We start from the raw sequence: 21,644 nt of genomic DNA, 5'->3' as shown, positions 1-21,644 counted from the left end.
GGCTGCCGCGCGCGGTGACGGAACCGTGCCCACCAAGGTGGGCACCTACCAGAGCGCTATGAGGTGGGCGGCCGACGGCGGTGGCGCGATGGAGGACGTGCGCGACGCTGCGGCGCGCAGGTTCAGATCCGCAGCGTAAGCACCGTTCCAGCCCCATCCGAGCTGGTGACGCTCAGCGTGCCGCCGTGGGCCTTGGCGATCTGCGAGGCGATGTATAGGCCCAGCCCGAGGCCGGCATCCAGGCGCCGCTCCTGCGGTCGCGCAAACGGCTCGAACATCTGTGCCAGCTGCGCTGTAGGAATGACGCCCTGGTTGGCGACGCTGATCTCGATGCCGGCGCCGTCGCTGCGCCCATGCACCTGGATCGGCTGGTCCGGCGTGCCGTGCACGGCGGCGTTGATGACCAGGTTGGCCAGCAGCTGGCACAGCCGTGCGGCGTCGCACATGAAGGTCAGTGGCAACTGCAGGTCCACCTTGCAGACGCGCTTTGGATACGGGCGCATGGCCTCGCGGCAGGCCATGGCGAGGATGCCGGACAGGTCCGACCACGGTTCCAGCTTCAGTGCGATGCCGGTGCCGAGGCGGCCCCGCGCGAAATCCAGGGTGACATCGATCAGCTCGGCGATGCGGTCGGCACTGTCGTTGATATGGCCCAGCACCTTCTGCTGCGAATCGGTCAGCGCGCCAAAGCCCAGCAGATCGACACCCGCGCGGATGGCCTGCACAGGGTTGCGCAGGTCGTGCGCCAGCACGCCGATGAACTCCTCGCGCTGCTTGGCCACCCGCTGCAGCTCGGCATTGGACTGCTCGAACTCAATGAGTTGCCGGCTGACCGACGCGCCGTGCGCCTTCAGGCCATCGATCGTGCGGGCATCGGCATCGTGGCAACGGATGGCATCGATCTGCGCCGCCACCATCTCAGCCAGTGCGCCCAGCGACTGCACCCGCTCCTGGTCCAGCGGCCGCGGCTCCGGGTCCAGCGTGCACAGGGTGCCAAAAATGGAGCCGTCTTCGAGCAGCAGCGGCACGGAGATGAAGCTGCGGAAGCCATACAGCCCAGGCAGAGGGCTGCATTTGTACTCAGGATGCGTCAGGAAATCACTGAACCAGATCGGCGTGCGGGTTGCGCGCACGTCCCTGCAGAAGGTCTGGTTCACGTCGAGAGGCATGCCGCTGGAGATACCCAGGCCTGCGCTGTCGATGCTCTGGATGGACCGCGCGGACGTGTCGGTCACCTCAGCCACCAGTGCCACCCGCATGCCGGTCAACGCGCATGCCAGGTCCAGCGAGGGCCGGAAATCGATTCGGGTAGGCATGAGGGTTCCGGGCAGACTGCAGTGTGCAGCCAGTATAGCGAGCGCTACCGGAGTTTCATCACGCCTTCGCGTCTCCATCCTCACACTTCAGCCCCCTTTCCAGACCGCAAGGCATGTCGTGATCAGCAGCGCGCTCCTCCAGACCTTCTCCGCATCCTGTCAGGCTGATGCCCGTATGCTGCGCACCCGGTTCGGCCAGGTGGACACCTATGTGGGCTGCTGCGTGACCGGCACCGAGCATGGCCGACCGGTATTTGATCGGACCGGCGAGCAGATGCTGGATGCGCTGTTCGAGCGCGCCGGGCAGGTGAAGGTGGTGGTGCTGGGCAGCGCCTTCGAGTGCCCCATCCGTTTCCATCAGGAGCTGCAGCAGGTGCCGGCCGACACTGCGCTGTGCTTCGCATTTGGCGATGCCGCAGCGCTGGAGGAGGCGTTGCCGCTGCTGCGTCCGCAGTACACCGGCGGGGTGCTGGAGCGATGCGGCTCGCTCGAGGGTGTTGGCGTGGCTGAACTGGTGGCCGCGCGCGCTGCGTGAGCGAGAGCCAAAACAGTCGAGCGAGCTGGACTCTACGGCCAAAGCAGTCGAGCAAGCTCGACTCTACGCGCCGGGAACCAGCGCTCCGAATCGTTCGCTGAATGCTTCAGCCGCCATCGGCCGGGCCAGCGCGAAGCCTTGGATTTCATCGCAGCCCAGTGCCTGCAGCCGTACAACCTGCTCGGCACTCTCCACGCCTTCGGCCACTGCTGCATATCCCAACCGCTGCGCCAGGCCGATGATCGCTTCCACCTTCAGCGCTGCGCGTGGGTCCACGCACAGGCGGTCGATCACCGTCTTGTCCAGCTTGAGCGTGCTGATTGGCAGCTCGGTGAGGTAGCCGAAGTTGCTGTAGCCGCTGCCGAAATCATCCACGGCGATGCGCAGCCCGGCGGCGGCCATCTGCCGCAGCTGCTGGCCGGCGGGAGAGTCGACGCGCAGCCACTGGCTCTCGGTGATCTCCACTTCGATGTCCGCGCAGGAAAGCCCTTTCTGTTCGATCGCGCGGATCAGCCGCAGCGCGGCGTCCTCCTCGGCCATGTCGCGGGCCGAGTAGTTGATCGACAGCATCAGGTTGATGCCCGCGGCGCGCCAGGCCGCACACTGGTCCAGCGCCTGGTCGATCACCCAGCGGGTGATGCCCTGCATGACCGCCGTGCGTTCGAACACCGGGATGAACTCGGTCGGGCTGACCGCGCCCAGCTGCGGGTGGTTCCAGCGGATCAGTACCTCGGCCGCCACCGGCGTCAGGTCCGAGGCGCGGAAGCGCGGCTGGTAGACCAAGTGGAACTGCTTTTCCTGCAGTGCCTCGCGCGCATCGGTGGCCAGTCGATAGCCCCGCCGCGTGCGCGCATCGCGTGTCTCCGAATACCAGCGGAACACCGAGCGGCTGTTGATGGCGGCGTTCAGCCCCACCAGCATGCGGCGGATGGCCTCGTCGGCGTTGTGCTGGCCCAGGGTGATGCCGCATATCCCTGCGTGGAACGAAGGCGCCATCGGCACCTGCGCGGCCATCATCGGTCGGGTCAGTCGTTCCTGCAGCTCGCCGATCAGGTCTTCCACCGCCTTGGACGACGACAGCTCCACCACGAATGCAAACCGCGCCACGCCGACGTGGTAGACCTCGGCCATGCCGTCGAGCGCCACGCACAGGCGCACGCCGATGCGACGGATCAAGGTTTCCAGCGGTGCCATGCCCAGCACCTGGCCGGCCTCGGTGGCGGTGGTCGCATCGAAGACATCGATCAACACCGCATGCAGGAAGGTGTCCGGTTCGCGCTCGGCGTGGGCGGCAAAATCCAGGGCGAACTGATGCCGGTCAGGCAGGCCGCTGACCGGATCGCGGCGGCCCGTCAGGGCACGCAGCTCCAGTTCGTTCATCGCGGCGCTGGCCAGGGTCTGCAGCTGCCGACGCTCCGCTTCGGACAGCTGCCGGGGAGCGTCGTCCATGATGCAGAACGCACCGATGGCCACGCCGTTGCGCGCAACCAGTGGCGCACCTGCATAGAAGCGAAGCTGCGCTGGACCGGTCACCAGCGGATTGCTGGCGTGGCGTGGGTGCGCGCGAAGATCATCGATCACCAGCGTATCGGCGGAACCAATCGTCGAGGCGCAGATCGAATCGCGGATATGGGTCTGGGTGGTGGCCAGCCCCCTGCGCGAGACCAGCCGCTGGCGATCGACCTCCAGCAGCGAAACGAACGCGACGGGCGCGTTGAAGGCGTGGGTGGCGAGCTCGGTGAGGTTGTCGAGGGCGGCACCGGAGACGGCGCCGAGGGCGTTGAGCCCGGCCAGGGTGGAGAGGCGTTCTTCTTCGGGGGAGGGCATCAGGACCACATCAGAACGTACAGGGGGGCTGCACAGGCGAAGCGACCGCAGCAGCGCAACCCACCATGGCGCGCTGCTGCTATCGGGGGAAGGGGCGCAGGCTGCTGCGTTCTGAATGCTTCAGGCCTGCCGCGCGATGGTAGTGCGCGGCAGATGCGGGCGGTGTGAGTGCCCGCCATGGCCCCTGTCCCTCAGGCCGCGCGCTTGAGGGCCGGTGTTGCCTGGGCCGAGACCCGGAACACGGCCGCCGCTTGGTCCAGGTCTGCCGCCTGTCCCGCCATCGCGCGGGCCGCCGCGCTGGCTTCCTCGACCAGTGCGGCATTCTGCTGGGTGGCCTCGTCCATCTGTGCGATGGTCTGGTTGACCTGCTCGATGCCGGCCGCCTGCTCGATGCTGGCCTGGGCGATCTGCTGCACCAGATGCCCGGTCTGGCCCGCGGCGTCGGTCAGCTGGCCGATGGCGGCCTCGGTCTGGCGGGCGATGCCGATACCGGCCTCGACCCTGCCGGTGGATTCATCGATCAACGCCTTGATGTCCTTGGCCGAAGCCGCCGCGCGCTGCGCCAGGCTGCGTACCTCGCTGGCCACCACCGCAAAGCCACGACCCTGCTCGCCGGCGCGCGCTGCTTCGACCGCTGCGTTGAGGGCGAGGATGTTGGTCTGGAACGCGATGCCGTCGATCAGGCTGACCATTTCGCCGATGCGCAGCGACGAGGCATTGATCTGCCCCATCACCCGCACCACGTCCTGCACCGCCTGCGCGGTCTGCTGCAGGGCTTCGCCGGCGCTGCGCGAGGCTGCATCGGCCTGCTGTGCGTGTTCGGCATTCTGGCGCACGGTAGAGGTCAGCTCTTCCATCGAGGCCGCGGTCTCTTCCAGGTTGGCAGCCTGGCTTTCCGTACGCCGTGACAGGTCGGCGTTGCCCGCGGCAATCTCATCGGACGCGCTGGCGATCGAGCCGGAGGCTTCCTGGATGCGGCGGATGATGGCCGCCAGATTCTCAGCAGTCCGGTTGGTGTCGCGCTGCATGGTAGCGAACACACCCTGGAAGTCGCCCTCGATACGGCGGGTCAGATCCCCTTCGGCCATGGCACCAAGCACCTTGGACAACGCGCCGAGGCTGCCGTCAGCGGTGGCCATCAGGCGGTTGAGGTCTTCAATCATGCGGCGGAAATCGTGACGGTAGGCCGTGGCATCGCCACGCACGCTGAAATCGCCGGCCGCTGCCGCCGTCGCCAGGCGCTGGATGTCCTGGTTGATCGCATGCAGGCTGGCCTTGGCCGCATCCATCGATTCGTGCAGGATCGCGCGGCTGCCCGGCAGGCGTCGTGCGTCGCGGCTCAGGTCACCCTGCGCGTACTGGTTCAGCACGTCGATGGCATCGACGATCGCATCCAGATGCTCGAACACCATCGTGTTCATGCCCTGCGCCAGTTCGCCGTAGACGCCGGGGAAATCGACCGGCATGCGGTGGCTGATGTCCTCGGCGGCATGCTTGCCGATCATCAGCTGGGTCTGCTGCGAGAAGCGCTGCAGCAGGCCGACCATGCTGTCGGTGGCCCGCAGCATCTGGCCCACTTCGTCGGGGCTGTCGTCCTGGTGGCGGACGCTCAGGTCGCCACGGGTGACCGCATTGATCGAAGCCTGCACCTGGGCCAGTGGACGGGTCAGGCTACGCGAGATCAGCCACGCCGCGATGATGCCCAGGCCAAGGCTGAGGACGCCGAACAGGCTGAGCAGTGCCGTGGTCCTGGCAGCCAGCGCCTGCATGTCCCGGGCGGCCTCTTCCACCAGTTTCTGCTGCAGATCGGCGAACTCGGCGAGCGCCGCGTTCCAGTCGGCGGCCGCGGGGCCGGCGCGGGTCAGCAGCTGCGTGCTGGCGGCATCGAAATCGCCGGCCTGCATCGCTGCATCCAGGTCGCGGTTGAGTGCGACGGTGGCCTGCTGCTTCTGCGCGACCTTGCCGCGCATCGACTCGGCCAGCGGGCTGGTGGCCGGGCGCTCGGTGAAGTGGGCCCAGATCTGGTCATAGCGTTCCGACATTGCGTGCGCCTTCGCCAGATCGGCCTCCAGCCCCTGGCCGCGCTTGATCAGCATGTCGCGGCGCAGCAGCAGCAGCTCCTTGTTGATGATGAGCATGTCGTACAGCTCGCCCATGCGGGTCACGCGCACGTTCACCGCGTTGTCGAACTGTTGGCGCTGCTGGTAGTTGCTGTGCAGGGCGATCGCAAGAATGGTGGCGATCAGAAGAAGCAGGATGGAAAAGCCCGCAGTGAGGCGGGTGCCAACCTTGAAGCGGCGCAGCGTGTACATTTTGTGAAATCCGGTAGTCGTTGTAGGCCCGACTGCCGGGCGTGTCTGCACAGGAGAGGGTCCCGGCAAGCAGTACAACGGTAGCGGCGGCGCAGGCTGAAGCTTTAGCGCCACGGTTCGGATTTTTTCTGGAAGCGCCTGCGGATCAGGCGATGCAGAGCACGAAGACCGCTGACAGCGCGAGCATCAGCACGAACACCCGCCGACTCAGGGCCAAGCAGGCGAGGCCCGCGGCCAATGCCCAGGCGCCCAGCAGGACGCAGGCCAGCAGCCACAGGCCCATGCCCATCAGCGAGCCGGACACCACGCCGGACATCGCCAGTGCTTTGAACAGGCCCACGCCCAGCACGCTGCCCAGCATTCCTGCCTGCAAGGCGACGGCATCATGGCGGGCAGGGGCAGGGCGGTGATGCATGGGCTGCACTGTGCAGCAAGCCACATCCACGCCATGTGTTTTTTGCGGTTCAGCGGGAGCGCGACGAAGGGGTCAGAGCCCTTGCCTTCGGCAAGGGATCCGACCCCGGGCCCATCACTCACGCATCGTCATCCAGCGCATCGCCATCCCAGTCGGGCAGCGCATCGTCGGCACCCGCAGCGTCGGGGTCCACCGGCTCCAGCAGGGTGTAGTCATCGCGACGCGGGTCGCGGATGCCCAGGCCGACATACGCAGCCTCGAGCGCCGCGGTATGCGCGTGCCGTCGCAGCTGCGCCGGCGTGGTCAGCTCGCCCCTCAGCCAGGCCGCCGCCGCCGCGGGCTCCACAAACACCGGCCCATCGGCAGACAGCGGGGCCGGGATCGCCGGGTTGCCATCGGTCAGGATCGAAAACGTGTCGCGCATGTCGCCGGCATCGTCCTGCCAGTGCTCCCAGAGGCCCGCTGCCAGTAGCGCCACCCCATCCTGACGCTGCACGAACATCGGCCACGGCGGTCGTCGCTGCCGGTCCCACTTGAAATAGCCCGTCATCGGCACGATGCAGCGTCGCTTGCTCCAGGCATCGGCAAAGATGCGGCTGCGCGGGGCGCGTTCCAGCCGGGCAGTCACCGTGGTGTAGGGCGTGGACGGCTGCTTCGACCAGCGCGGCACCAGGCCCCACTGCATCTCTGCAACGACCGTCGTGGTCTTCGCATCGGCCGCGCCTGCCGCCCAGACCCAGGCGTGGCCGTCCTTGCCGATGTTGTAGCGCGCATCCGCCGTTGCCAGGGCTGCCGACACGTCGCCGGGCAGGGCAGCAGCAAAGCTGTCCACGTCCACGAAGGCCTGCACGAAACGCCGCATGCCCGCTCCGTCGCCGCCTCAGCGCGGCGGATGTCCCTGCAGCACGTCGCGCCCGCGCGGGGTCAGGTCGATGTCGCCGTCTTCCGCCTGCACGGCAAGGCCTGCCTTCACCGCCCAGGTGGCGGCGTCACTGTCCACGCGTTCCGCATCGGCAATGGCCTGCAGGATCCGGCGCTGTGCATCGGTCAGCGGCGCGTCCATGTTCATACACCCAACACGCGCGGCAGCTGCCAGTCGGCCACGCGGGCATTGCTCACTGCCTGGTGGCACCCGCAGTCGTCACAGCGGAACAGGGTGCCGCCGGGCAGGTGCAGCAGGTTGCCTTCGGTGGACGAGGTCGTGGCCTCGCAGTGGTTGCAGGTCACCGTCAGCGACGTGATGCGTTCCACCCCGCCAGCCATGTTGAAGACGGCCTCGAAGGCGCGAATGGCGAAATGACCGGTGTCCGACATGGGGAAGGGGGTGCCAGGAAGAAGGTGTATTCATCGTCACACTTCCACCTGTGATGACCCTGTCAGCCCGATGCAGCGGCGAGGTCAAATCCAGCCGCGTGGCCACAGCCCCTGCCAGCGGCAAGGGCTGCGTGCAGGACCTCAGGCAGCCTTGCGGCGGCGGTCGACCAGCATCGACACGCCCCACAGCAGCAGGCCGCCGATGGCGGTGGCGGCACCGACATAACCGGTGGTGGCCGGGCTGAAGCCGACGCTGATGGCCATGCCGCCCAGCCACGGGCCCAGCGCGTTGGCGGTATTGAACGCCGCGTGGTTGGAGGCGGCGGCCAGCGTCTGCGCCTCACCGGCCACGTCCATCAGGCGGGTCTGCAGCACGGCGGCCAGCGCACCCATGGTGCCCACGGTGATGATCATCGGGCCGATGGTCCACACCGACTGCGCGGCCAGCGGGTACAGCAGCAGCATCACGATGGACCACACCAGCACGACGGCGGCGGCGTTGAAGTGGAACTTGTCCACCAGCCAGCCGCCGGCGATGTTGCCGATGATCGCGCCGATGCCGAACACGCCCACGGCCAGCGGCATCCACGATTCGGCCACGCCGGTCACCTGCACCAGGGTCGGCGCGAGGTAGGTGAAGACACAGAACATGCCGGCAAAGCCGACCGCGCCGATGCCCAGCGCCAGCCACACCTGGGTGGTGTTGAACGCGCGCAGCTCACGCATCGGCGAGGTACGCACCTCGTCCGGATCGGGCAGCAGGAAGCGGGCGATCATCACCACCGTGGCGATGGCCAGCACGCTGACCAGGGCGAAGGCGGTGCGCCAGCTCAGCTGCTGGCCCAGCCAGGTGGTCAGCGGGTTGCCGATCAGGATCGCGATGGACAGGCCCAGCAGCACCCGTGACATCGCCTGGCCACGCTGGCCGGCCGGGCTGATGGCCGCGGCCACCAGCATCGCCACGCCGAAGTAGGCACCATGCGGCAGGCCGGCGACGAAGCGGGCGACCAGCATGGTGCCGTAGTTGGGGGCCAGGGCGCTGGCCAGGTTGCCCACCGCGTAGAAGCCCATCAGCGCCAGCAGCAGCTTGCGGCGCGGGAACGAGGCGCCGATGAAGGCGAGGATCGGCGCGCCGACCACCACGCCGATGGCGTAGGCACTGATCAGGTGGCCGACCTGGGTCTCGCTGATCGACAGGCCGCGGCTGATCTCCAGCATCAGGCCCATGCTGGCGAATTCACTGGTGCCGATGGCAAAGCCACCCAGCGACAGGGCAAGGATGATCCAGGTGCGCTGACGCGGCGTCAGCCGCGCGGCCAGGGGGGAATTGGGGCTCATGCGGGGGGCGGGCAGGGCGGGGGAAGCCGCCCATTGTACTGCTGCACCGCAGCAGCGGTCAGCGCCCGCTGCCAAGAATCAGCGTTTGGCCGGTGGTGCCGTCTGCGCCCCGGCCGCGGTCAGGCCAGCACATGCATGTCACTCCAGAGGATGAATGCCTCCGCGGTCAGCTGTGCTTCCAGTTCGGCCAGTGCGGTGTCACGTGCGCTGATCAGCGCCTTCAGGTGCGGACCGGGCGTGTCGTCGCCGGTGTGGGCGCCGGCACCGGCGTCCTCGGCCTGCCGCACCCGCATGCGTGCGGTCTCCATCAGCTGCAGCACGCGCGCAGGCGCCGGATCGGGCACGACGATGGGCGCGTTGCCGGTGCCCAGCGCGGCCAGCGCGGCGGCGTACTTGCCACGCAGGCGTTCGGCCACCGCCGGCGGCAGCTGCAGCAGCCGGCGTGGGTGGGCGTTGTCGGCAATATCGGCCAGCTTCACTTTCAGCGCACGCGGATGCTGGCGGATGCTGGCGTAGTACTGCGTGGCATCGGGTGCGCTGTGCCGGCTGAGCAGGGTGACGATCTCGCGGACCGGCGCCGGAAACGCCTCCAGCCGCGCCGCATGCTCCGGGCAATCCTCCACCACGTCGTGCAGCCAGGCCGCTGCCTTGGCAGTGTCATCGTCATGGATGGCAGCGGCCACGCGCGCGACATGCTCGATGTAGGGCCGCCCGGCCTTGTCCTGCTGCCCGGCGTGGGCTTCGTAAGCCAACGTGCGTGCCTCGACAACCCAGTCCATCATCACCTCCTGCAGGTAGACGATGCAGTATCGCCCAGGCTGCTGACCTGAACGAGGTGCCCTGTGAATTTCTTCATCCGCCCTGAAACCCCGGCCGATATCGCCGGCATCCATGCGCTGACCGCGGCGGCCTTTGCCAATGCCCCGCACAGCGGGCATACCGAGCCGTTCATCGTTGATGCGTTGCGGGCCCGCGGTGAACTGCAGGTGTCACTGCTGGCGGTGGACGATGGTCTGCTGCTCGGCCACGTGGCCGTATCGCCGGTGTCGATGTCCGACGGCAGCCCTGGCTGGTATGGGCTGGGGCCGATCTCGGTTGGGCCTGCCTGGCAGGGCCAGGGCATCGGTACGGCATTGATGCATGCGGCCCTGGAAGCACTGCGCCAGCAGCACGCCCGCGGCTGCGTGCTGCTGGGCGAGCCGGCGTACTACCACCGCTTTGGTTTCCGTGCGGAAGCGGCACTGGTGCTGCCGGGCGTTCCTGCAGGGTACTTCCAGGCGCTCTGCCTGCAGCCACCGTTGCCACAGGGCGAGGTGCGCTATTCCCCGGCATTCGAAGCGACTGCCTGAGTATCCAGCCCAAGGGCGCGATGCCCCGGGCCGCAATGGTTCAGGGCATTTCGTCGTCGCGCAGCGGCACCCATGGCACCGGCTCGGGTTCCGGCGGCGGAATGCGCCGGCCACCGATATGGGTCAACAGCGCATTGGTGCGCTGTTGTTCGGCCAGCAGCCGGGCCAGCAGCGAGCGGCACGAAAAAATCGCGAAGGGCACGAACAGCCAGATCGCGCCCATTACCACCATCAGCAGGCCCCACATCACTTCGCCTGGTTGCATCGTTCGTCATCCGTGTCGAGGGAGTGCAAACCTAGCATCCAGTGCACGGATTGTGGGCGTGCTCAGCCGCCGTAGCGCAGATGGATCAGCGGATACGGCCGGCCGTGGCCATCGACCGGCGAACGGCCGGTTTCCACAAATCCCATGTGCAGGTAGAAACCGGCGGCCTGCGCGTTCTGCGCGTTGACATCGGTAGTGAGCTGGGGGTGTTCGGCCAGCGCGTGCTGCAGCAGCTGGCGGCCCACACCGGAACCGCGTGCGGCGGGGTCAATGAACAAGGCTTCCATGTGGCTGCCATCCACCAGCATGAAACCAAGCGGGCGGTCCTGGGCGTCGGCGGCGATCAGCAGGGGCGCCTGCGGCAGGAATCCGGCCACTTCGGCATCGATGGCCTGGCGGTCATCGGCACTGAGGAAATCGTGGGTGGCATCGACCGAGCGGCGCCAGAGATCGACCAGGGCAGCGCCTTCGTCGGCGCGGGAGGGACGTAGTGTGGGCATGTGACTGTCCAAGGTGCTTGTGAAGGACGCGTAGTATGCTGCTGCCTCACCCGCAATTGAACAGCCCCCAAGCGGGAGGAGAACCATGGTCGACACCCCGCTGGGCGTGCCTGTGCACGATGCCGATGAACACTGGATGCGCCACGCACTGGCCCTGGCCGAGCGCGCGCAGCACGAGTTCGACGAGATTCCGGTGGGGGCGGTGCTGGTGGGCGCCGATGGCCAGCTGCTGGGCGAGGGCTGGAACCTCAACATCGCCTCGCATGATCCAAGCGCGCATGCCGAGATCGTGGCGATGCGCGAGGGGGGGGAGGCGCTGGCCAACCACCGGCTGATCGGCAGCACCCTGTACGTGACCCTGGAGCCGTGTGCGATGTGCGCCATGGCCATCGTGCACGCGCGGGTGGCGCGGCTGGTCTACGGTGCCAGCGACCCCAAGACCGGCGCCTGCGGCAGCGTGTTCAACCTGCTCGGCGATGGCCGCCACAACCACCGGGTGGAGATCCACGGCGGTGTGCTGGCCAAGGAGGCCAGCCTGCGCCTGACCAATTACTTCCGCGCCAAGCGCGGCAAGCCGCCGCTGCTGCTGGAAGACCATGTGGGCGAGGCCTGAGCAGCGAAAGGGTATGATGGGCGCCTCTTTCCTTTACCGGTGGGCGCCCTGCCTGCCCAGCAACGAGGCGACACGATGGTGGAGAACGGCGCGGCCAACGAACGACTGATCTGGATCGACCTGGAAATGACCGGGTTGGATACCGACAACGATTCGATCATCGAGATCGCCACCGTGGTCACCGATGCCCAGCTGAACGTGCTGGCCGAAGGCCCGGAATTCGCCATCCACCACCCGCTGGAAACGCTGGAAGCGATGGACGAGTGGAACCGCAACCAGCACCGTCGTTCCGGTCTGTGGCAGCGCGTGCTGGACAGCACCACCACCCTGGCCCAGGCCGAAGCGCAGACCGTGAACTTCCTCGCGCAGTGGATTCCGGCCGGCGTCTCGCCGATGAGCGGCAACTCGATCTGCCAGGATCGCCGCTTCCTGCACCGGCAGATGCCGCGCCTGGAAAAGTACTTCCACTACCGCAACCTGGACGTGTCCACGGTGAAGGAACTGGCCAAGCGCTGGGCGCCGACCGTGGCTGCCGGACTGGCCAAGAACAGCAACCACACCGCGCTGAGCGACGTGCACGACTCGATCGCCGAGCTGCGCCACTACCGCCAGTTCATGGGCGCGCTGTCGGGCCTGCCGACCGCCTGAGGTTGCCGCCCGGTGGGGTCGGATGCCTTTCCAGCGGAAAGGGCTCTGACCCCGCGACGATCCGTTCAACTCCAGGGCGCTACTATCGGCCCCATGAACGAGCCCATCCTGCTGCCCCGCGATATCGCCCACGATGCCCAGGACTGGGCCGACCTGCAGCGGGCGGTTGCCCTGCTGGAGGCGCCGACGATCACCGCGCGCATGGCCAACCTGGTCGGCACGCCGCTGGAGTTCGCGGTGAAGGCGCTGCCCAAGTCCATTTCCGGGCGCATCCATGGTGCGGTCGAGGCGGCGCTGTCGAAGTCCGCGCAGGCGGCGCTATGGAGCATGGGCAACACGCCCGGCAAGTCGGCCTCCACCCGCTGGCACAAGCTGGCGGCGGCGACCTCGGGCGCGGTGGGTGGTGCGTTCGGCTTCGCTGCGCTGTTCATCGAGCTGCCGGTGTCGACCACCATCATGATGCGCGCGGTGGCCGACGTGGCCCGCAGCGAGGGCTTCGACCTGGCCCACTTCAGCACCCGCCAGGCCTGCCTGGAGGTGTTCGCGCTGGGTGGCAACTCGCCGCGCGACGATGCCAGCGAAACCGGCTACTACCTGGCCCGTGGCTTTACCACGGATGTGATGCGCCACCTGTCGGCCGAGCTGGCCGGGCGGGTGGTGACCGGCCGCGACCTGACCCTGGGCGTGGCGCCGAAGGAGGCCGGCAAGCTGCTGGCCAAGCTGGTGGAGAAGGTGGCCGCGCGCTTCGGCGTGGTGGTGACCGAGAAGTTCGCCGCGCAGGCGGTGCCGATCGTGGGTGCTGCGGCTGGCGCCACCCTCAATACGATGTTCACCGACTACTACCAGGACATGGCGCGCGGGCACTTCATCGTGCGCCGGCTGGAGCTGAAGTACGGCGAGGATGTGGTGCGCACCTGTTATGACCGGGTGGCGCATGGCGCGTTGAAGATCGAGCCGACGCTGTAGCCGGGGTCCGCAAACGGGGTCAGAGCCCTTTCCTGCGGAAAGGGATCCGACCCCGACCCTTGCCTCCACGGCACAACTGTTTTGCCCATCCGCGCCTGTTGCGGGCCACGGCCGATCCCCATCCTTGCGGTCAGTCCCCCCGCAAGAGAACGCGCCATGTTGTTCACCCCCCACACCCTGGGCCCGCTGTCGCTGCCCAACCGCATCGTGATGCCGCCGATGACCCGTTCGCGGGCGGCCGCCGGCAACGTCGCCACCGCGCAGATGGCGGAGTACTACGCGCAGCGCGCCGGTGCCGGCCTGATCGTCAGCGAAGGCACCCAGATCAGCCCGCAGGGGCAGGGCTATGCCTGGACCCCGGGCATCCACAGCGAGGAACAGGTGCAGGGCTGGCGGCAAGTGACCGATGCGGTGCATGCCGCCGGTGGCCGCATCTACGCGCAGCTGTGGCACGTCGGTCGCGTCTCCCATGTGGCCCTGCAGCCTGATGGCGCCGCACCGGTCTCGTCTTCGGCGCTGCTGGCCGAGGGCGTGAAGGTATTCGTCGACCCGACCGGGGCCGGCCCCGAGGCGGGCGTGGGCGAGATGATCCAGCACTCGATGCCGCGCGCGCTGGCCGAAAACGAGATTCCGGGCATCATCGCCGACTACGCGCAGGCCACCCGCAATGCGCTGGCCGCAGGCTTTGATGGTGTGGAGCTGCACGGCGCCAATGGCTACCTGATCAACCAGTTCATCGATTCGCAGGCCAACCAGCGCACCGATGGCTACGGTGGCGCGCTGCAGAACCGCCTGCGCTTCCTGCGCGAGGTGGTGGAGGCGGTGGTGGCCGTGGCCGGGAGCGAGCGCGTCGGCGTGCGCCTGGCGCCGCTGACCACGCTGCAGGGCGCGGTGGACGATACGCCGCAGGCGACCTATCTGGCCGCGGCGCACCTGCTGGGCGAACTGGGCGTGGGCTACCTGCACATCGCCGAGGCCGACTGGGAGGATGCGCCGCTGATGCCGGTGGCGTTCAAGCAGGCACTGCGCATGGTCTATCCGGGCACGCTGATCTACGCCGGCAAGTACACCGCCGAGCGTGCCGAGCAGGCGCTGGCCGAGGGCTGGGCGGATCTGATCGGCTTCGGTCGGCCGTTCATTGCCAATCCCGACCTGCCGGAGCGGCTGCGGGTGGGCGCGGAATTGAATGCGCCGGATCGCGCGACGTACTTCGGTGGCGGCGCCGCCGGGTTCATCGATTACCCGGCGTTGGAAGAGGCCGTGGAGGCCTGACACCGATCGGTGGCTGCCGGCCAGCGGCCGGCACTACCGGTGCATGGCATGTGGTGGGTGCCGACCGTTGGTCGGCACGCTGTGTCGGGTAGTGCCGGCCGCTGGCCGGCATCGTCGTGTCGGATCAGGGCTTGTCCCGCACCAGCGCCTCTGCCTCGACCACGCCGCCATCCTTGCCATGCAGGTACAGGTGCATGTCCTGCTGCGGGTAGGGCAGGTTGATGCCGGCCTTGTCGTAGCCCAGCTTGATCTGTTCCAGCAGGGTGACCTTGGTGCCGAACTGGTCGGCCGACTTCGTGAAGCAGCGGATGCCCAGCTTGATCGCGTGGTCGCCCAGTTCGTACACCACCACGTCCGGCTCGGGCGAGGGCAGCACGCGGCTGTCGGCCTTCATCAGGGCGATGGCGGTTTCACGTGCCAGCTGGATGTTGTCTTCGTAGCCGATGCCGATCACCAGTTCGACGCGGCGGGTCGGCTCGGCGGTGAGGTTGATGATCGGCGCGGCGGTGATCAGCGTGTTGGGAATGGTGGTGTGCTGGTTGTCGGCGCCGGTGATGACGGTCTGGAAGATGCGTACTTCGCGCACGGTACCGGTCTGCCCGGCCACGGTCACTACATCGCCCACGCGGAACGGACGCAGGGTCACCAGCATCACCCCGGAAGCGATGTTGGACAGCGAATCCTTCAGGGCCAGGCCGACGGCCAGGCCGGCGGTGCCGAGCACGGCCAGCAGCGGGGTGATCTGCACGCCCAGCGTGCCGATGGCCAGCACCACCACGATCACCAGCGAGGCGGCGTAGACCACGTTGCGCAGGAAACTGCCCAGCATCGGGTCCATGCCCATGCGCGAGGTCGCGCGCGGCAGCGCATTGGACAGACGTCGTGCCACCCACATGCCGACCAGCAGCACGACGATGGCCGCCAGCAACGGTACGCCGTAGGTTTCCAGCAGGCGTTCCCAGTTGAGCGAATGGAACCAGGGCGTGGCGGCGGGGGCGGAAGGGACGGCAGCGGCGATCATGCGGGCTCCTTTGCAGCAGTGGTCATGGCGTGTGCGGACGCCAGAAACAGGCACGCCCCGCAGAGGCGGGGCGTGCATGCAGCTGCAGTATGGGCGGACGCCAATGAAAGCGACGTCAGCCCATCAATGGATCAAGCATTGGCCTTGTGCTTGGCCAGCCGCAGCCAGGTGTCGACCACGGTGTCCGGGTTCAGCGACAGCGACTCGATGCCTTCCTGCATCAGCCACTCGGCCAGATCCGGGTGATCGGACGGGCCCTGGCCGCAGATGCCGACGTACTTGCCCTTGGCGCGTGCGGCCTTGATGGCCATCGACAGCAGCTTCTTCACCGCCGGGTTACGCTCGTCGAACAGGTGCGCGACGATGGACGAATCGCGGTCCAGGCCGAGGCTGAGCTGGGTCAGGTCGTTGGAGCCGATCGAGAAGCCGTCGAAGATCTCCAGGAACTCATCGGCGAGCAGTGCGTTGGACGGCACCTCGCACATCATGATGATCTTCAGGCCGTTCTCGCCCTGCTTCAGGCCGTTCTGTTCCAGCACCTCGACGACCTTGCGGCCTTCTTCCAGGGTGCGCACGAACGGAATCATGACCCACAGGTTGTCCAGGCCCATTTCGTTGCGCACGCGCAGCACGGCCTTGCATTCCAGCGCGAATGCGGCCGAGAAGCTCGGATCGACGTAACGGCTGGCGCCGCGGAAGCCGATCATCGGGTTCTCTTCGTGCGGCTCGTAGTTGCTGCCGCCGACAAGGTTGGCGTACTCGTTGGACTTGAAGTCCGACAGGCGCACGATCACCGGGTTCGGTGCGACCGAGGCGGTGAGGGTGGCGATGCCTTCGGCCAGGCGGTCCACGTAGAAGCTGACCGGATCACCGTAACCGGCAATCTTCTCGTCGATCTTCTTCTTGGTCGCCGCATCCTGGCGGTCGTATTCCAGCAGCGCGTTCGGGTGGATGCCGATGTGGCTGGCGATGATCATTTCCAGACGAGCCAGGCCGATGCCGGCGTTCGGCAGCTGGCCGAAGTCGAAGGCACGTTCCGGGTTGGCCACGTTCATCATGATCTTCAGCGGTGCTGGCGGCATGTTGCCCAGATCGGTGGTGGTGCGCTCGAAATCGAGCTTGCCTTCGTAGATGAAGCCGGTATCGCCTTCAGCGCAGCTGACGGTGACCTGCTGGCCATCTTCGATGACCTTGGTGGCGTTGCCCGAACCGACCACGGCCGGCACGCCCAGCTCGCGCGCGATGATCGCGGCGTGGCAGGTGCGGCCACCACGGTTGGTGACGATGGCCGAAGCACGCTTCATCACCGGCTCCCAATCGGGGTCGGTCATGTCGGCGATCAGCACGTCGCCCGGCTGCACGCGGTTCATGTCTTCCAGCGTCTTCACCACGCGGGCGGTGCCCGAGCCGATCTTGGCGCCGACGGCACGGCCTTCGGCCAGCACGTTGCCGCCCTTTTCGGTCAGCGCGAAACGCTCGATCTGGGTGGCGTGGCTGCGCGACTTCACCGTTTCCGGGCGGGCCTGCACGATGAACAGCTTGCCGCTGACACCGTCCTTGGCCCACTCGATGTCCATCGGGCGGCCGTAGTGCTTTTCGATGACCAGCGCCTGCTTGGACAGTTCCTGCACGTCCTCGTCGCTGATGGAGAAGGTGCTGCGCAGTTCGACCGGGGTGTCCTCGATCCTGACGCGCTCGCCGGGGACATCCGAATACACCATGCGGATCGCCTTGCTGCCGAGCGAGCGGCGCAGGATCGCCGGCTTGCCGGCCTGCAGGGTGGGCTTGTAGACGTAGTACTCGTCCGGGTTGACCGCGCCCTGCACCACCATTTCGCCCAGGCCGAAGGACGAGGTGACGAACACCACGTCACGGAAGCCGGACTCGGTGTCCAGGGTGAACAGCACGCCGGAGGAACCGACGCCCGAACGCACCATCAGCTGCACGCCGGCGGACAGGAACACGTCTTCGTGCTTGAAACCGTGGTGCACGCGGTAGGCGATGGCGCGGTCGTTGTACAGCGAGGCGAATACTTCCTTGACCTTGTGCACGACATCGTCGGCACCGGTGACGTTGAGGAAGGTTTCCTGCTGGCCGGCGAAGGACGCATCGGGCAGATCTTCGGCGGTGGCCGAGGAGCGCACCGCAACGGCCACTTCGCCGCCGCCGTTCTCGTCGCACAGCTGCTTGTAGGCGCTGCGGATGTCCTGGTCCAGCTGCGGCTGCAGCGGGGCATCGATCACCCAGGTGCGGATTTCCTTGCCGGCAACGGTCAGCGCGTTGACGTCTTCGACGTCGAGCGTGGCCAGCTTGTCGAAGATGCGCTTGGACAGGTCGTTGTGGGCAATGAAGTCCTTGAAGGCTTCAGCGGTCGTGGCGTAACCGCCGGGGACGGAGACCCCCAGACCGGCAAGGTTGCCGATCATTTCGCCCAGCGACGAATTCTTGCCGCCTACGCGGGCCAGATCGCCCAGACGCAGTTCGTGCAACCACAGGATATTCTCGTTCAAGCGCGATGCTCCGTTTGGCCATCGCCCGAGGCGGGCTGAATGGCCGCGTCCGTAGGAAGAAGCCGATATGATGCCGGTCGCAGTACCGTCGGCACAAGCTTGTGCTGCAACCATTTTCAGCTTCAGAGGGGTGAAAACCGCCTATGTCGACCATCCGTCCGGTGTTCTACGTTTCCGATGGAACCGGTATCACCGCTGAAACCATTGGGCATAGCCTGCTCACGCAGTTCACCGGGTTCAGCTTCATCACTGATCGAATGTCGTTCATCGACGACCCCGAAAAAGCGCGGGAAGCGTGTGTCCGGATCCAGGCGGCGGGGGAGCGGTACCAGGTCCGGCCCATCGTGGTGAACTCCTGCGTCGACCAGAGCCTGAGCCTGATCCTGGCCGAAAGCGGGGCCCTGATGCTGGACGTGTTCGCCCCGTTCATCGAGCCGCTGGAGCGGGAACTGGCCAGCCCGCGCCTGGCCCGGGTCGGCCAGGCCCACGGCATGGTGGACTTCGATACCTACCACCGCCGCATCAACGCGATGAACTTCGCCCTGACCCACGATGACGGCATCGCGGTGAATTACGACGATGCGGATGTGATCCTGGTGGCGGTGTCGCGCGCTGGCAAGACGCCTACCTGCATCTACCTGGCCCTGCATTACGGGGTGCGCGCGGCCAATTACCCGTTGACCGACGAGGATCTGGAGAGCGACCGCCTGCCACCGCGGTTGAGAAACTATCGTCGGAAACTATTTGGCCTGACCATCGATCCGGACCGCCTGCAGCAGATCCGCCAGGAGCGCCGGCCGAACTCGCGCTACGCCAACCTGGACACCTGCAAGCGCGAGGTGGCTGCGGCCGAGGTGATGTTCCAGATGGAACGGATCCCGACGCTGAGCACCACCCACACCTCGATCGAGGAGATTTCCAGCAAGGTGCTGGGCACGCTGGGGCTGCAGCGCGAGATGTATTGAGGTCGCTGGTAGAGCCGGCCGCTGGCCGGCTGCCATGGAGGCCGGCGGCCGCGGATTGCCGGCCAGCGGCCGGCACTACCCGGGTCCCGGCATTGCCGTCGGCGGTTTGGTGGCGGTTGAAGCCCCCTCTGTTTTGAAACGGCTGGTAGAGCCGGCCGCTGGCCGGCTGCCAGGGTTGCCGGCGGCCGCGGATTGCCGGCCAGCGGCCGGCTCTACCCGGGGTTCGGCATGGCGTCCGGGGCGCGGCGGCGGTTGAACGCCCCCCCCCTTTGGCCGGGGCCATGCAGCCCCCACGTTGTATGGCCAACGTGTAGGATCGACCCATGGCCCACGCCTCGCCCCGCACCGAACGCATTCCCCGCCTGAGCCGGCTCAGCTGGCTGATGGGCCTGTATGCCGAGAATTACCGGCATCTGGTGCGCCTGTTCGCCCCGGCCGAACTGACCGCCGGCAGCTACGTCTCCTCGGTCGGCGACGGATTGGACGTGCGCCTGGACGTCATCGAATGCCACCGCTACACGGTGGAGCTGCGCTTGACCTACGACCTGGCCGACCCGGTGACCGGTGAGCCGGACCCCTCGGCCTACGTGCGCCTGTACCGTGACGCCCGCCAGGCCGAGACGACCCACTGCTACGTGGGCCGCCGCTGGCAGGACACGATGGGCCTGTACCCGCCGCCGGCCGAGCTGATCAGCCACCGCATGCGGATGAACACCTTCCTCGGCAAGTGGCTGGAATACCTGGCCGAGCGCGGCCACGGCGTGGCCACCCTGCGCCGCGACCCGGAGGGCAGCGTCGCGCTGCCGGCCGAGCGCCGCCTGTCGCTGGTGCGCTGATCGGCCATAATCCGGGGCTGACCTGCCGCTGGATGCACGCCCATGCCGTATACCCCGATCGTCGCCACCCTGGGCTATGTGCTCTCGCCCGATCGTCGCCAGGTGCTGATGATCCACCGCAACACCCGCCCCGGTGACCACCACCTGGGCAAGTACAACGGCCTGGGCGGCAAGGTTGAACCGACCGAGGACGTGGCCGCCGGCATGCGCCGCGAGATCGCCGAGGAAGCCGGCATCGACTGCACGGCCATGCGCCTGCGCGGCACCATCAGCTGGCCGGGCTTCGGCAAGCATGGCGAGGACTGGTTCGGTTTCGTGTTCGTCATCGACAGCTTCGAAGGCAGCCCGCATGGCGGCAACCACGAGGGCACTCTGGAGTGGGTGGACGTGGACAAGCTGGACACGCTGCCGATGTGGGAGGGTGACCGCAACTTCCTGCCGCTGGTGTTTGATGCCGACCCGCGGCCGTTCCATGGGGTGATGCCGTACCGGGATGGGCGCATGCAGAGCTGGGCCTTCAGCCGCCTCTGAGGCTGTTCCGGTGCCGCTGCGCTCGCCGGGCATGGCCCGGCGCTACCGATGCAGCTGTCTCCGGGTAGCGCCGGGCCATGCCCGGCGGATTGTCGGCCCGCCCCCTCCAGGTAGCGCCGGGCCATGCCCGGCGGACTGTCGGATCGCCGGGGTGCCTCAGCGCCGGTGCGCCAGCAGCAGATGGAAATGCTTGTCGCGCGACTGCCCGTCGTTGCCGGTGGCCGTCTCCCGGTGGCTGCGCCAGGCCGAGACGTTGAAGCCGGACACCCGAAGCGCCAGCTCCACCGCATCGAGCTCATGCAGCTGGAAATCGGCCGCGAACGGCAGGCTGCGCATGAAGCCGGCATCGCCGAAGGCCAGGCACAGGCGGCCGCCGCGGCAGAGCACGCGCGCCAATTCGTCCAGCACCGGGGCCAGGTTCGGCCAGAAATACAGCGTGTCGACCGCCAGTGCGGCGTCCACCGAAGCATCGGCCACCGGCACCGCGTGGGCATCGCCGTGGCGCAGGGCGGCGCGATCGGCCAGGCCAACACCGGCCAGATGCTGGTTGCCGGCGTCGACCATCGCCGTGGACAGCTCGATGCCCAGATAGCGGCTGTCCTCCGCCTGCAGCAGCAGGGGCGCGAAGGCCGCATTGCCCGGGCCGATCTCCAGCACCTGTTCGCCCGGCGCCACCGCCAGCAGGGTAATGGCGGCGCGGTTGAGCTCGCCGTTGCTGCGGTTCATCGATTCGCCCACGGCCAGAGCGGCCTCGCCGTGGGGGTGCCGCAACTGCGCGGCCAGGGTGCGTGCGTCCAGCATCGACAACGTCCATGAAGAAGGAATCGGACGTGGCGTCGGCGGGTCCGCCGGTGACCATAGCGCCGGGTCGGTGGATTGGGAAGTAGGAAAACCCCGCGTCGAGGTGATCAGCAAATGGCCAGCGTCGCAGTCCCTGAGACCAGGTTGTCCACAGGGGGTGTGGATTACGCGTGGGCAACTTTGTGGATAAGCCGCGACAGGCTCCACCCCCCTAGGGTGTCAAGATGGGTGGCGAAAAATTCACCGCCGGTGATGAGGGGTGACGGACGGGTGAAGGCCGGTCGATGCCAACGCTGTCACCGGTAGCGGC

The 21,644-nt window shown here is 67.4% G+C and carries 23 protein-coding genes; 9 read left to right on the top strand and 14 right to left on the bottom strand.

Features of this window, described 5'->3' with window-relative positions; genetic code table 11:
- Positions 1–122: 122 nt before the first annotated feature.
- Complete coding sequence (locus tag C1925_RS12635) at positions 123–1,316, bottom strand: GAF domain-containing sensor histidine kinase (protein WP_159097523.1); 1,194 nt, start codon at positions 1,314–1,316, stop codon at positions 123–125.
- 118 nt (positions 1,317–1,434) lie between these two features.
- Between C1925_RS12635 and C1925_RS12630 the strand changes: the two genes are divergently transcribed.
- The gene (locus C1925_RS12630; protein ID WP_159097522.1) at positions 1,435–1,851 is read left to right on the top strand and encodes a hypothetical protein; all 417 of its coding nucleotides are present in this window, start codon (positions 1,435–1,437) and stop codon (positions 1,849–1,851) included.
- A gap of 63 nt (positions 1,852–1,914) precedes the next feature.
- Here the strand turns inward: C1925_RS12630 and C1925_RS12625 are convergent, their stop codons facing one another.
- The 8 genes from C1925_RS12625 to C1925_RS12590 all read right to left on the bottom strand — a co-directional run bounded on the left by C1925_RS12625 (position 1,915) and on the right by C1925_RS12590 (position 9,836).
- Entirely contained in the window at positions 1,915–3,678 is a 1,764-nt protein-coding gene (locus C1925_RS12625; protein WP_108769191.1) for a sensor domain-containing phosphodiesterase, read from the bottom strand.
- 191 nt (positions 3,679–3,869) lie between these two features.
- A complete protein-coding gene (locus tag C1925_RS12620) occupies positions 3,870–5,990 on the bottom strand; it encodes a methyl-accepting chemotaxis protein (RefSeq protein WP_108769190.1) in 2,121 nt (706 codons plus the stop codon).
- Between the two features lie 145 nt (positions 5,991–6,135).
- Positions 6,136–6,405 carry a hypothetical protein gene (locus C1925_RS12615; protein WP_108769189.1) on the bottom strand — a complete coding sequence of 90 codons (270 nt, stop codon included), beginning with the start codon at positions 6,403–6,405 and terminating at the stop codon, positions 6,136–6,138.
- Between the two features lie 118 nt (positions 6,406–6,523).
- Complete coding sequence (locus C1925_RS12610) at positions 6,524–7,267, bottom strand: SOS response-associated peptidase family protein (protein ID WP_108769188.1); 744 nt, start codon at positions 7,265–7,267, stop codon at positions 6,524–6,526.
- A gap of 18 nt (positions 7,268–7,285) precedes the next feature.
- On the bottom strand, positions 7,286–7,474 hold the full coding sequence (locus C1925_RS12605) for a hypothetical protein (protein ID WP_108769187.1): 189 nt from the start codon (positions 7,472–7,474) through the stop codon (positions 7,286–7,288).
- The gene (locus C1925_RS12600) at positions 7,471–7,719 is read right to left on the bottom strand and encodes a hypothetical protein (protein ID WP_108769186.1); all 249 of its coding nucleotides are present in this window, start codon (positions 7,717–7,719) and stop codon (positions 7,471–7,473) included. The genes C1925_RS12605 and C1925_RS12600 overlap by 4 nt, the downstream gene beginning before the upstream one ends.
- A gap of 141 nt (positions 7,720–7,860) precedes the next feature.
- On the bottom strand, positions 7,861–9,057 hold the full coding sequence (locus C1925_RS12595) for an MFS transporter (protein ID WP_108769185.1): 1,197 nt from the start codon (positions 9,055–9,057) through the stop codon (positions 7,861–7,863).
- A 119-nt stretch (positions 9,058–9,176) separates the two neighbouring features.
- Positions 9,177–9,836 carry an HD domain-containing protein gene (locus C1925_RS12590; protein WP_108770705.1) on the bottom strand — a complete coding sequence of 220 codons (660 nt, stop codon included), beginning with the start codon at positions 9,834–9,836 and terminating at the stop codon, positions 9,177–9,179.
- A gap of 63 nt (positions 9,837–9,899) precedes the next feature.
- Between C1925_RS12590 and C1925_RS12585 the strand changes: the two genes are divergently transcribed.
- Positions 9,900–10,406, top strand: coding sequence for an N-acetyltransferase (locus tag C1925_RS12585; RefSeq protein WP_108769184.1), 507 nt, complete (start codon positions 9,900–9,902; stop codon positions 10,404–10,406).
- 40 nt (positions 10,407–10,446) lie between these two features.
- Here C1925_RS12585 and C1925_RS12580 read toward each other — a convergent pair whose 3' ends face one another.
- Both C1925_RS12580 and C1925_RS12575 read right to left on the bottom strand, forming a co-directional pair.
- On the bottom strand, positions 10,447–10,653 hold the full coding sequence (locus tag C1925_RS12580) for a hypothetical protein (protein WP_234456202.1): 207 nt from the start codon (positions 10,651–10,653) through the stop codon (positions 10,447–10,449).
- Between the two features lie 80 nt (positions 10,654–10,733).
- Positions 10,734–11,171, bottom strand: a complete 438-nt coding sequence (locus tag C1925_RS12575; protein ID WP_108769182.1) for an acetyltransferase — start codon at positions 11,169–11,171, stop codon at positions 10,734–10,736.
- Positions 11,172–11,256: 85 nt separating this feature from the next.
- Between C1925_RS12575 and tadA the strand changes: the two genes are divergently transcribed.
- From tadA to C1925_RS12555, 4 genes are all read left to right on the top strand, one after another.
- Positions 11,257–11,784, top strand: a complete 528-nt coding sequence (gene tadA, locus C1925_RS12570) for a tRNA adenosine(34) deaminase TadA (protein WP_108769181.1) — start codon at positions 11,257–11,259, stop codon at positions 11,782–11,784.
- Between the two features lie 75 nt (positions 11,785–11,859).
- Positions 11,860–12,432: an oligoribonuclease gene (orn, locus tag C1925_RS12565; protein ID WP_108769180.1), complete on the top strand. Its 573-nt coding sequence runs from the start codon at positions 11,860–11,862 to the stop codon at positions 12,430–12,432.
- Positions 12,433–12,525: 93 nt separating this feature from the next.
- A complete protein-coding gene (locus tag C1925_RS12560; protein ID WP_108769179.1) occupies positions 12,526–13,398 on the top strand; it encodes an EcsC family protein in 873 nt (290 codons plus the stop codon).
- 156 nt (positions 13,399–13,554) lie between these two features.
- Positions 13,555–14,670 (top strand): alkene reductase, encoded by a 1,116-nt coding sequence (locus tag C1925_RS12555; RefSeq protein WP_108769178.1) that lies wholly within the window; start codon positions 13,555–13,557, stop codon positions 14,668–14,670.
- Between the two features lie 124 nt (positions 14,671–14,794).
- Here C1925_RS12555 and C1925_RS12550 read toward each other — a convergent pair whose 3' ends face one another.
- Together C1925_RS12550 and ppsA are read right to left on the bottom strand one after the other, a co-directional pair.
- Positions 14,795–15,691, bottom strand: coding sequence for a mechanosensitive ion channel domain-containing protein (locus C1925_RS12550; RefSeq protein ID WP_108769177.1), 897 nt, complete (start codon positions 15,689–15,691; stop codon positions 14,795–14,797).
- Between the two features lie 131 nt (positions 15,692–15,822).
- Positions 15,823–18,201 carry a phosphoenolpyruvate synthase gene (gene ppsA, locus C1925_RS12545; RefSeq protein WP_108769176.1) on the bottom strand — a complete coding sequence of 793 codons (2,379 nt, stop codon included), beginning with the start codon at positions 18,199–18,201 and terminating at the stop codon, positions 15,823–15,825.
- A gap of 143 nt (positions 18,202–18,344) precedes the next feature.
- Between ppsA and C1925_RS12540 the strand changes: the two genes are divergently transcribed.
- The 3 genes from C1925_RS12540 to C1925_RS12530 all read left to right on the top strand — a co-directional run bounded on the left by C1925_RS12540 (position 18,345) and on the right by C1925_RS12530 (position 20,533).
- Positions 18,345–19,166: a pyruvate, water dikinase regulatory protein gene (locus C1925_RS12540; protein WP_108769175.1), complete on the top strand. Its 822-nt coding sequence runs from the start codon at positions 18,345–18,347 to the stop codon at positions 19,164–19,166.
- 323 nt (positions 19,167–19,489) lie between these two features.
- Positions 19,490–20,002, top strand: coding sequence for a DUF1249 domain-containing protein (locus tag C1925_RS12535; protein WP_108769174.1), 513 nt, complete (start codon positions 19,490–19,492; stop codon positions 20,000–20,002).
- Positions 20,003–20,044: 42 nt separating this feature from the next.
- On the top strand, positions 20,045–20,533 hold the full coding sequence (locus tag C1925_RS12530) for an 8-oxo-dGTP diphosphatase (protein WP_108769173.1): 489 nt from the start codon (positions 20,045–20,047) through the stop codon (positions 20,531–20,533).
- 156 nt (positions 20,534–20,689) lie between these two features.
- On the opposite strand, the gene C1925_RS12525 is transcribed toward C1925_RS12530, so the two are convergent.
- Positions 20,690–21,340 carry a class I SAM-dependent methyltransferase gene (locus C1925_RS12525; protein WP_108769172.1) on the bottom strand — a complete coding sequence of 217 codons (651 nt, stop codon included), beginning with the start codon at positions 21,338–21,340 and terminating at the stop codon, positions 20,690–20,692.
- Positions 21,341–21,644 lie beyond the last annotated feature (304 nt).

This window comes from Stenotrophomonas sp. SAU14A_NAIMI4_5, assembly GCF_003086795.1.
Lineage (GTDB): Bacteria > Pseudomonadota > Gammaproteobacteria > Xanthomonadales > Xanthomonadaceae > Stenotrophomonas.
Note: the sequence above shows the minus strand (reverse complement) of the source record. Positions and strands in the feature narration are given on the sequence as shown.

What these genes read in the sequence shown, in the direction of transcription:
- C1925_RS12635 (WP_159097523.1), bottom strand. Translation starts at nt 1,316, where the DNA reads ATGCCTACCCGAATCGATTTCCGGCCCTCGCTGGACCTGGCATGCGCG.
- C1925_RS12625 (WP_108769191.1), bottom strand. Translation starts at nt 3,678, where the DNA reads ATGCCCTCCCCCGAAGAAGAACGCCTCTCCACCCTGGCCGGGCTCAAC.
- C1925_RS12620 (WP_108769190.1), bottom strand. Translation starts at nt 5,990, where the DNA reads ATGTACACGCTGCGCCGCTTCAAGGTTGGCACCCGCCTCACTGCGGGC.
- C1925_RS12615 (WP_108769189.1), bottom strand. Translation starts at nt 6,405, where the DNA reads ATGCATCACCGCCCTGCCCCTGCCCGCCATGATGCCGTCGCCTTGCAG.
- C1925_RS12610 (WP_108769188.1), bottom strand. Translation starts at nt 7,267, where the DNA reads ATGCGGCGTTTCGTGCAGGCCTTCGTGGACGTGGACAGCTTTGCTGCT.
- C1925_RS12605 (WP_108769187.1), bottom strand. Translation starts at nt 7,474, where the DNA reads ATGAACATGGACGCGCCGCTGACCGATGCACAGCGCCGGATCCTGCAG.
- C1925_RS12600 (WP_108769186.1), bottom strand. Translation starts at nt 7,719, where the DNA reads ATGTCGGACACCGGTCATTTCGCCATTCGCGCCTTCGAGGCCGTCTTC.
- C1925_RS12595 (WP_108769185.1), bottom strand. Translation starts at nt 9,057, where the DNA reads ATGAGCCCCAATTCCCCCCTGGCCGCGCGGCTGACGCCGCGTCAGCGC.
- C1925_RS12590 (WP_108770705.1), bottom strand. Translation starts at nt 9,836, where the DNA reads ATGGACTGGGTTGTCGAGGCACGCACGTTGGCTTACGAAGCCCACGCC.
- C1925_RS12580 (WP_234456202.1), bottom strand. Translation starts at nt 10,653, where the DNA reads ATGTGGGGCCTGCTGATGGTGGTAATGGGCGCGATCTGGCTGTTCGTG.
- C1925_RS12575 (WP_108769182.1), bottom strand. Translation starts at nt 11,171, where the DNA reads ATGCCCACACTACGTCCCTCCCGCGCCGACGAAGGCGCTGCCCTGGTC.
- tadA (WP_108769181.1), top strand. Translation starts at nt 11,257, where the DNA reads ATGGTCGACACCCCGCTGGGCGTGCCTGTGCACGATGCCGATGAACAC.
- orn (WP_108769180.1), top strand. Translation starts at nt 11,860, where the DNA reads ATGGTGGAGAACGGCGCGGCCAACGAACGACTGATCTGGATCGACCTG.
- C1925_RS12560 (WP_108769179.1), top strand. Translation starts at nt 12,526, where the DNA reads ATGAACGAGCCCATCCTGCTGCCCCGCGATATCGCCCACGATGCCCAG.
- C1925_RS12555 (WP_108769178.1), top strand. Translation starts at nt 13,555, where the DNA reads ATGTTGTTCACCCCCCACACCCTGGGCCCGCTGTCGCTGCCCAACCGC.
- C1925_RS12550 (WP_108769177.1), bottom strand. Translation starts at nt 15,691, where the DNA reads ATGATCGCCGCTGCCGTCCCTTCCGCCCCCGCCGCCACGCCCTGGTTC.
- C1925_RS12540 (WP_108769175.1), top strand. Translation starts at nt 18,345, where the DNA reads ATGTCGACCATCCGTCCGGTGTTCTACGTTTCCGATGGAACCGGTATC.
- C1925_RS12535 (WP_108769174.1), top strand. Translation starts at nt 19,490, where the DNA reads ATGGCCCACGCCTCGCCCCGCACCGAACGCATTCCCCGCCTGAGCCGG.
- C1925_RS12530 (WP_108769173.1), top strand. Translation starts at nt 20,045, where the DNA reads ATGCCGTATACCCCGATCGTCGCCACCCTGGGCTATGTGCTCTCGCCC.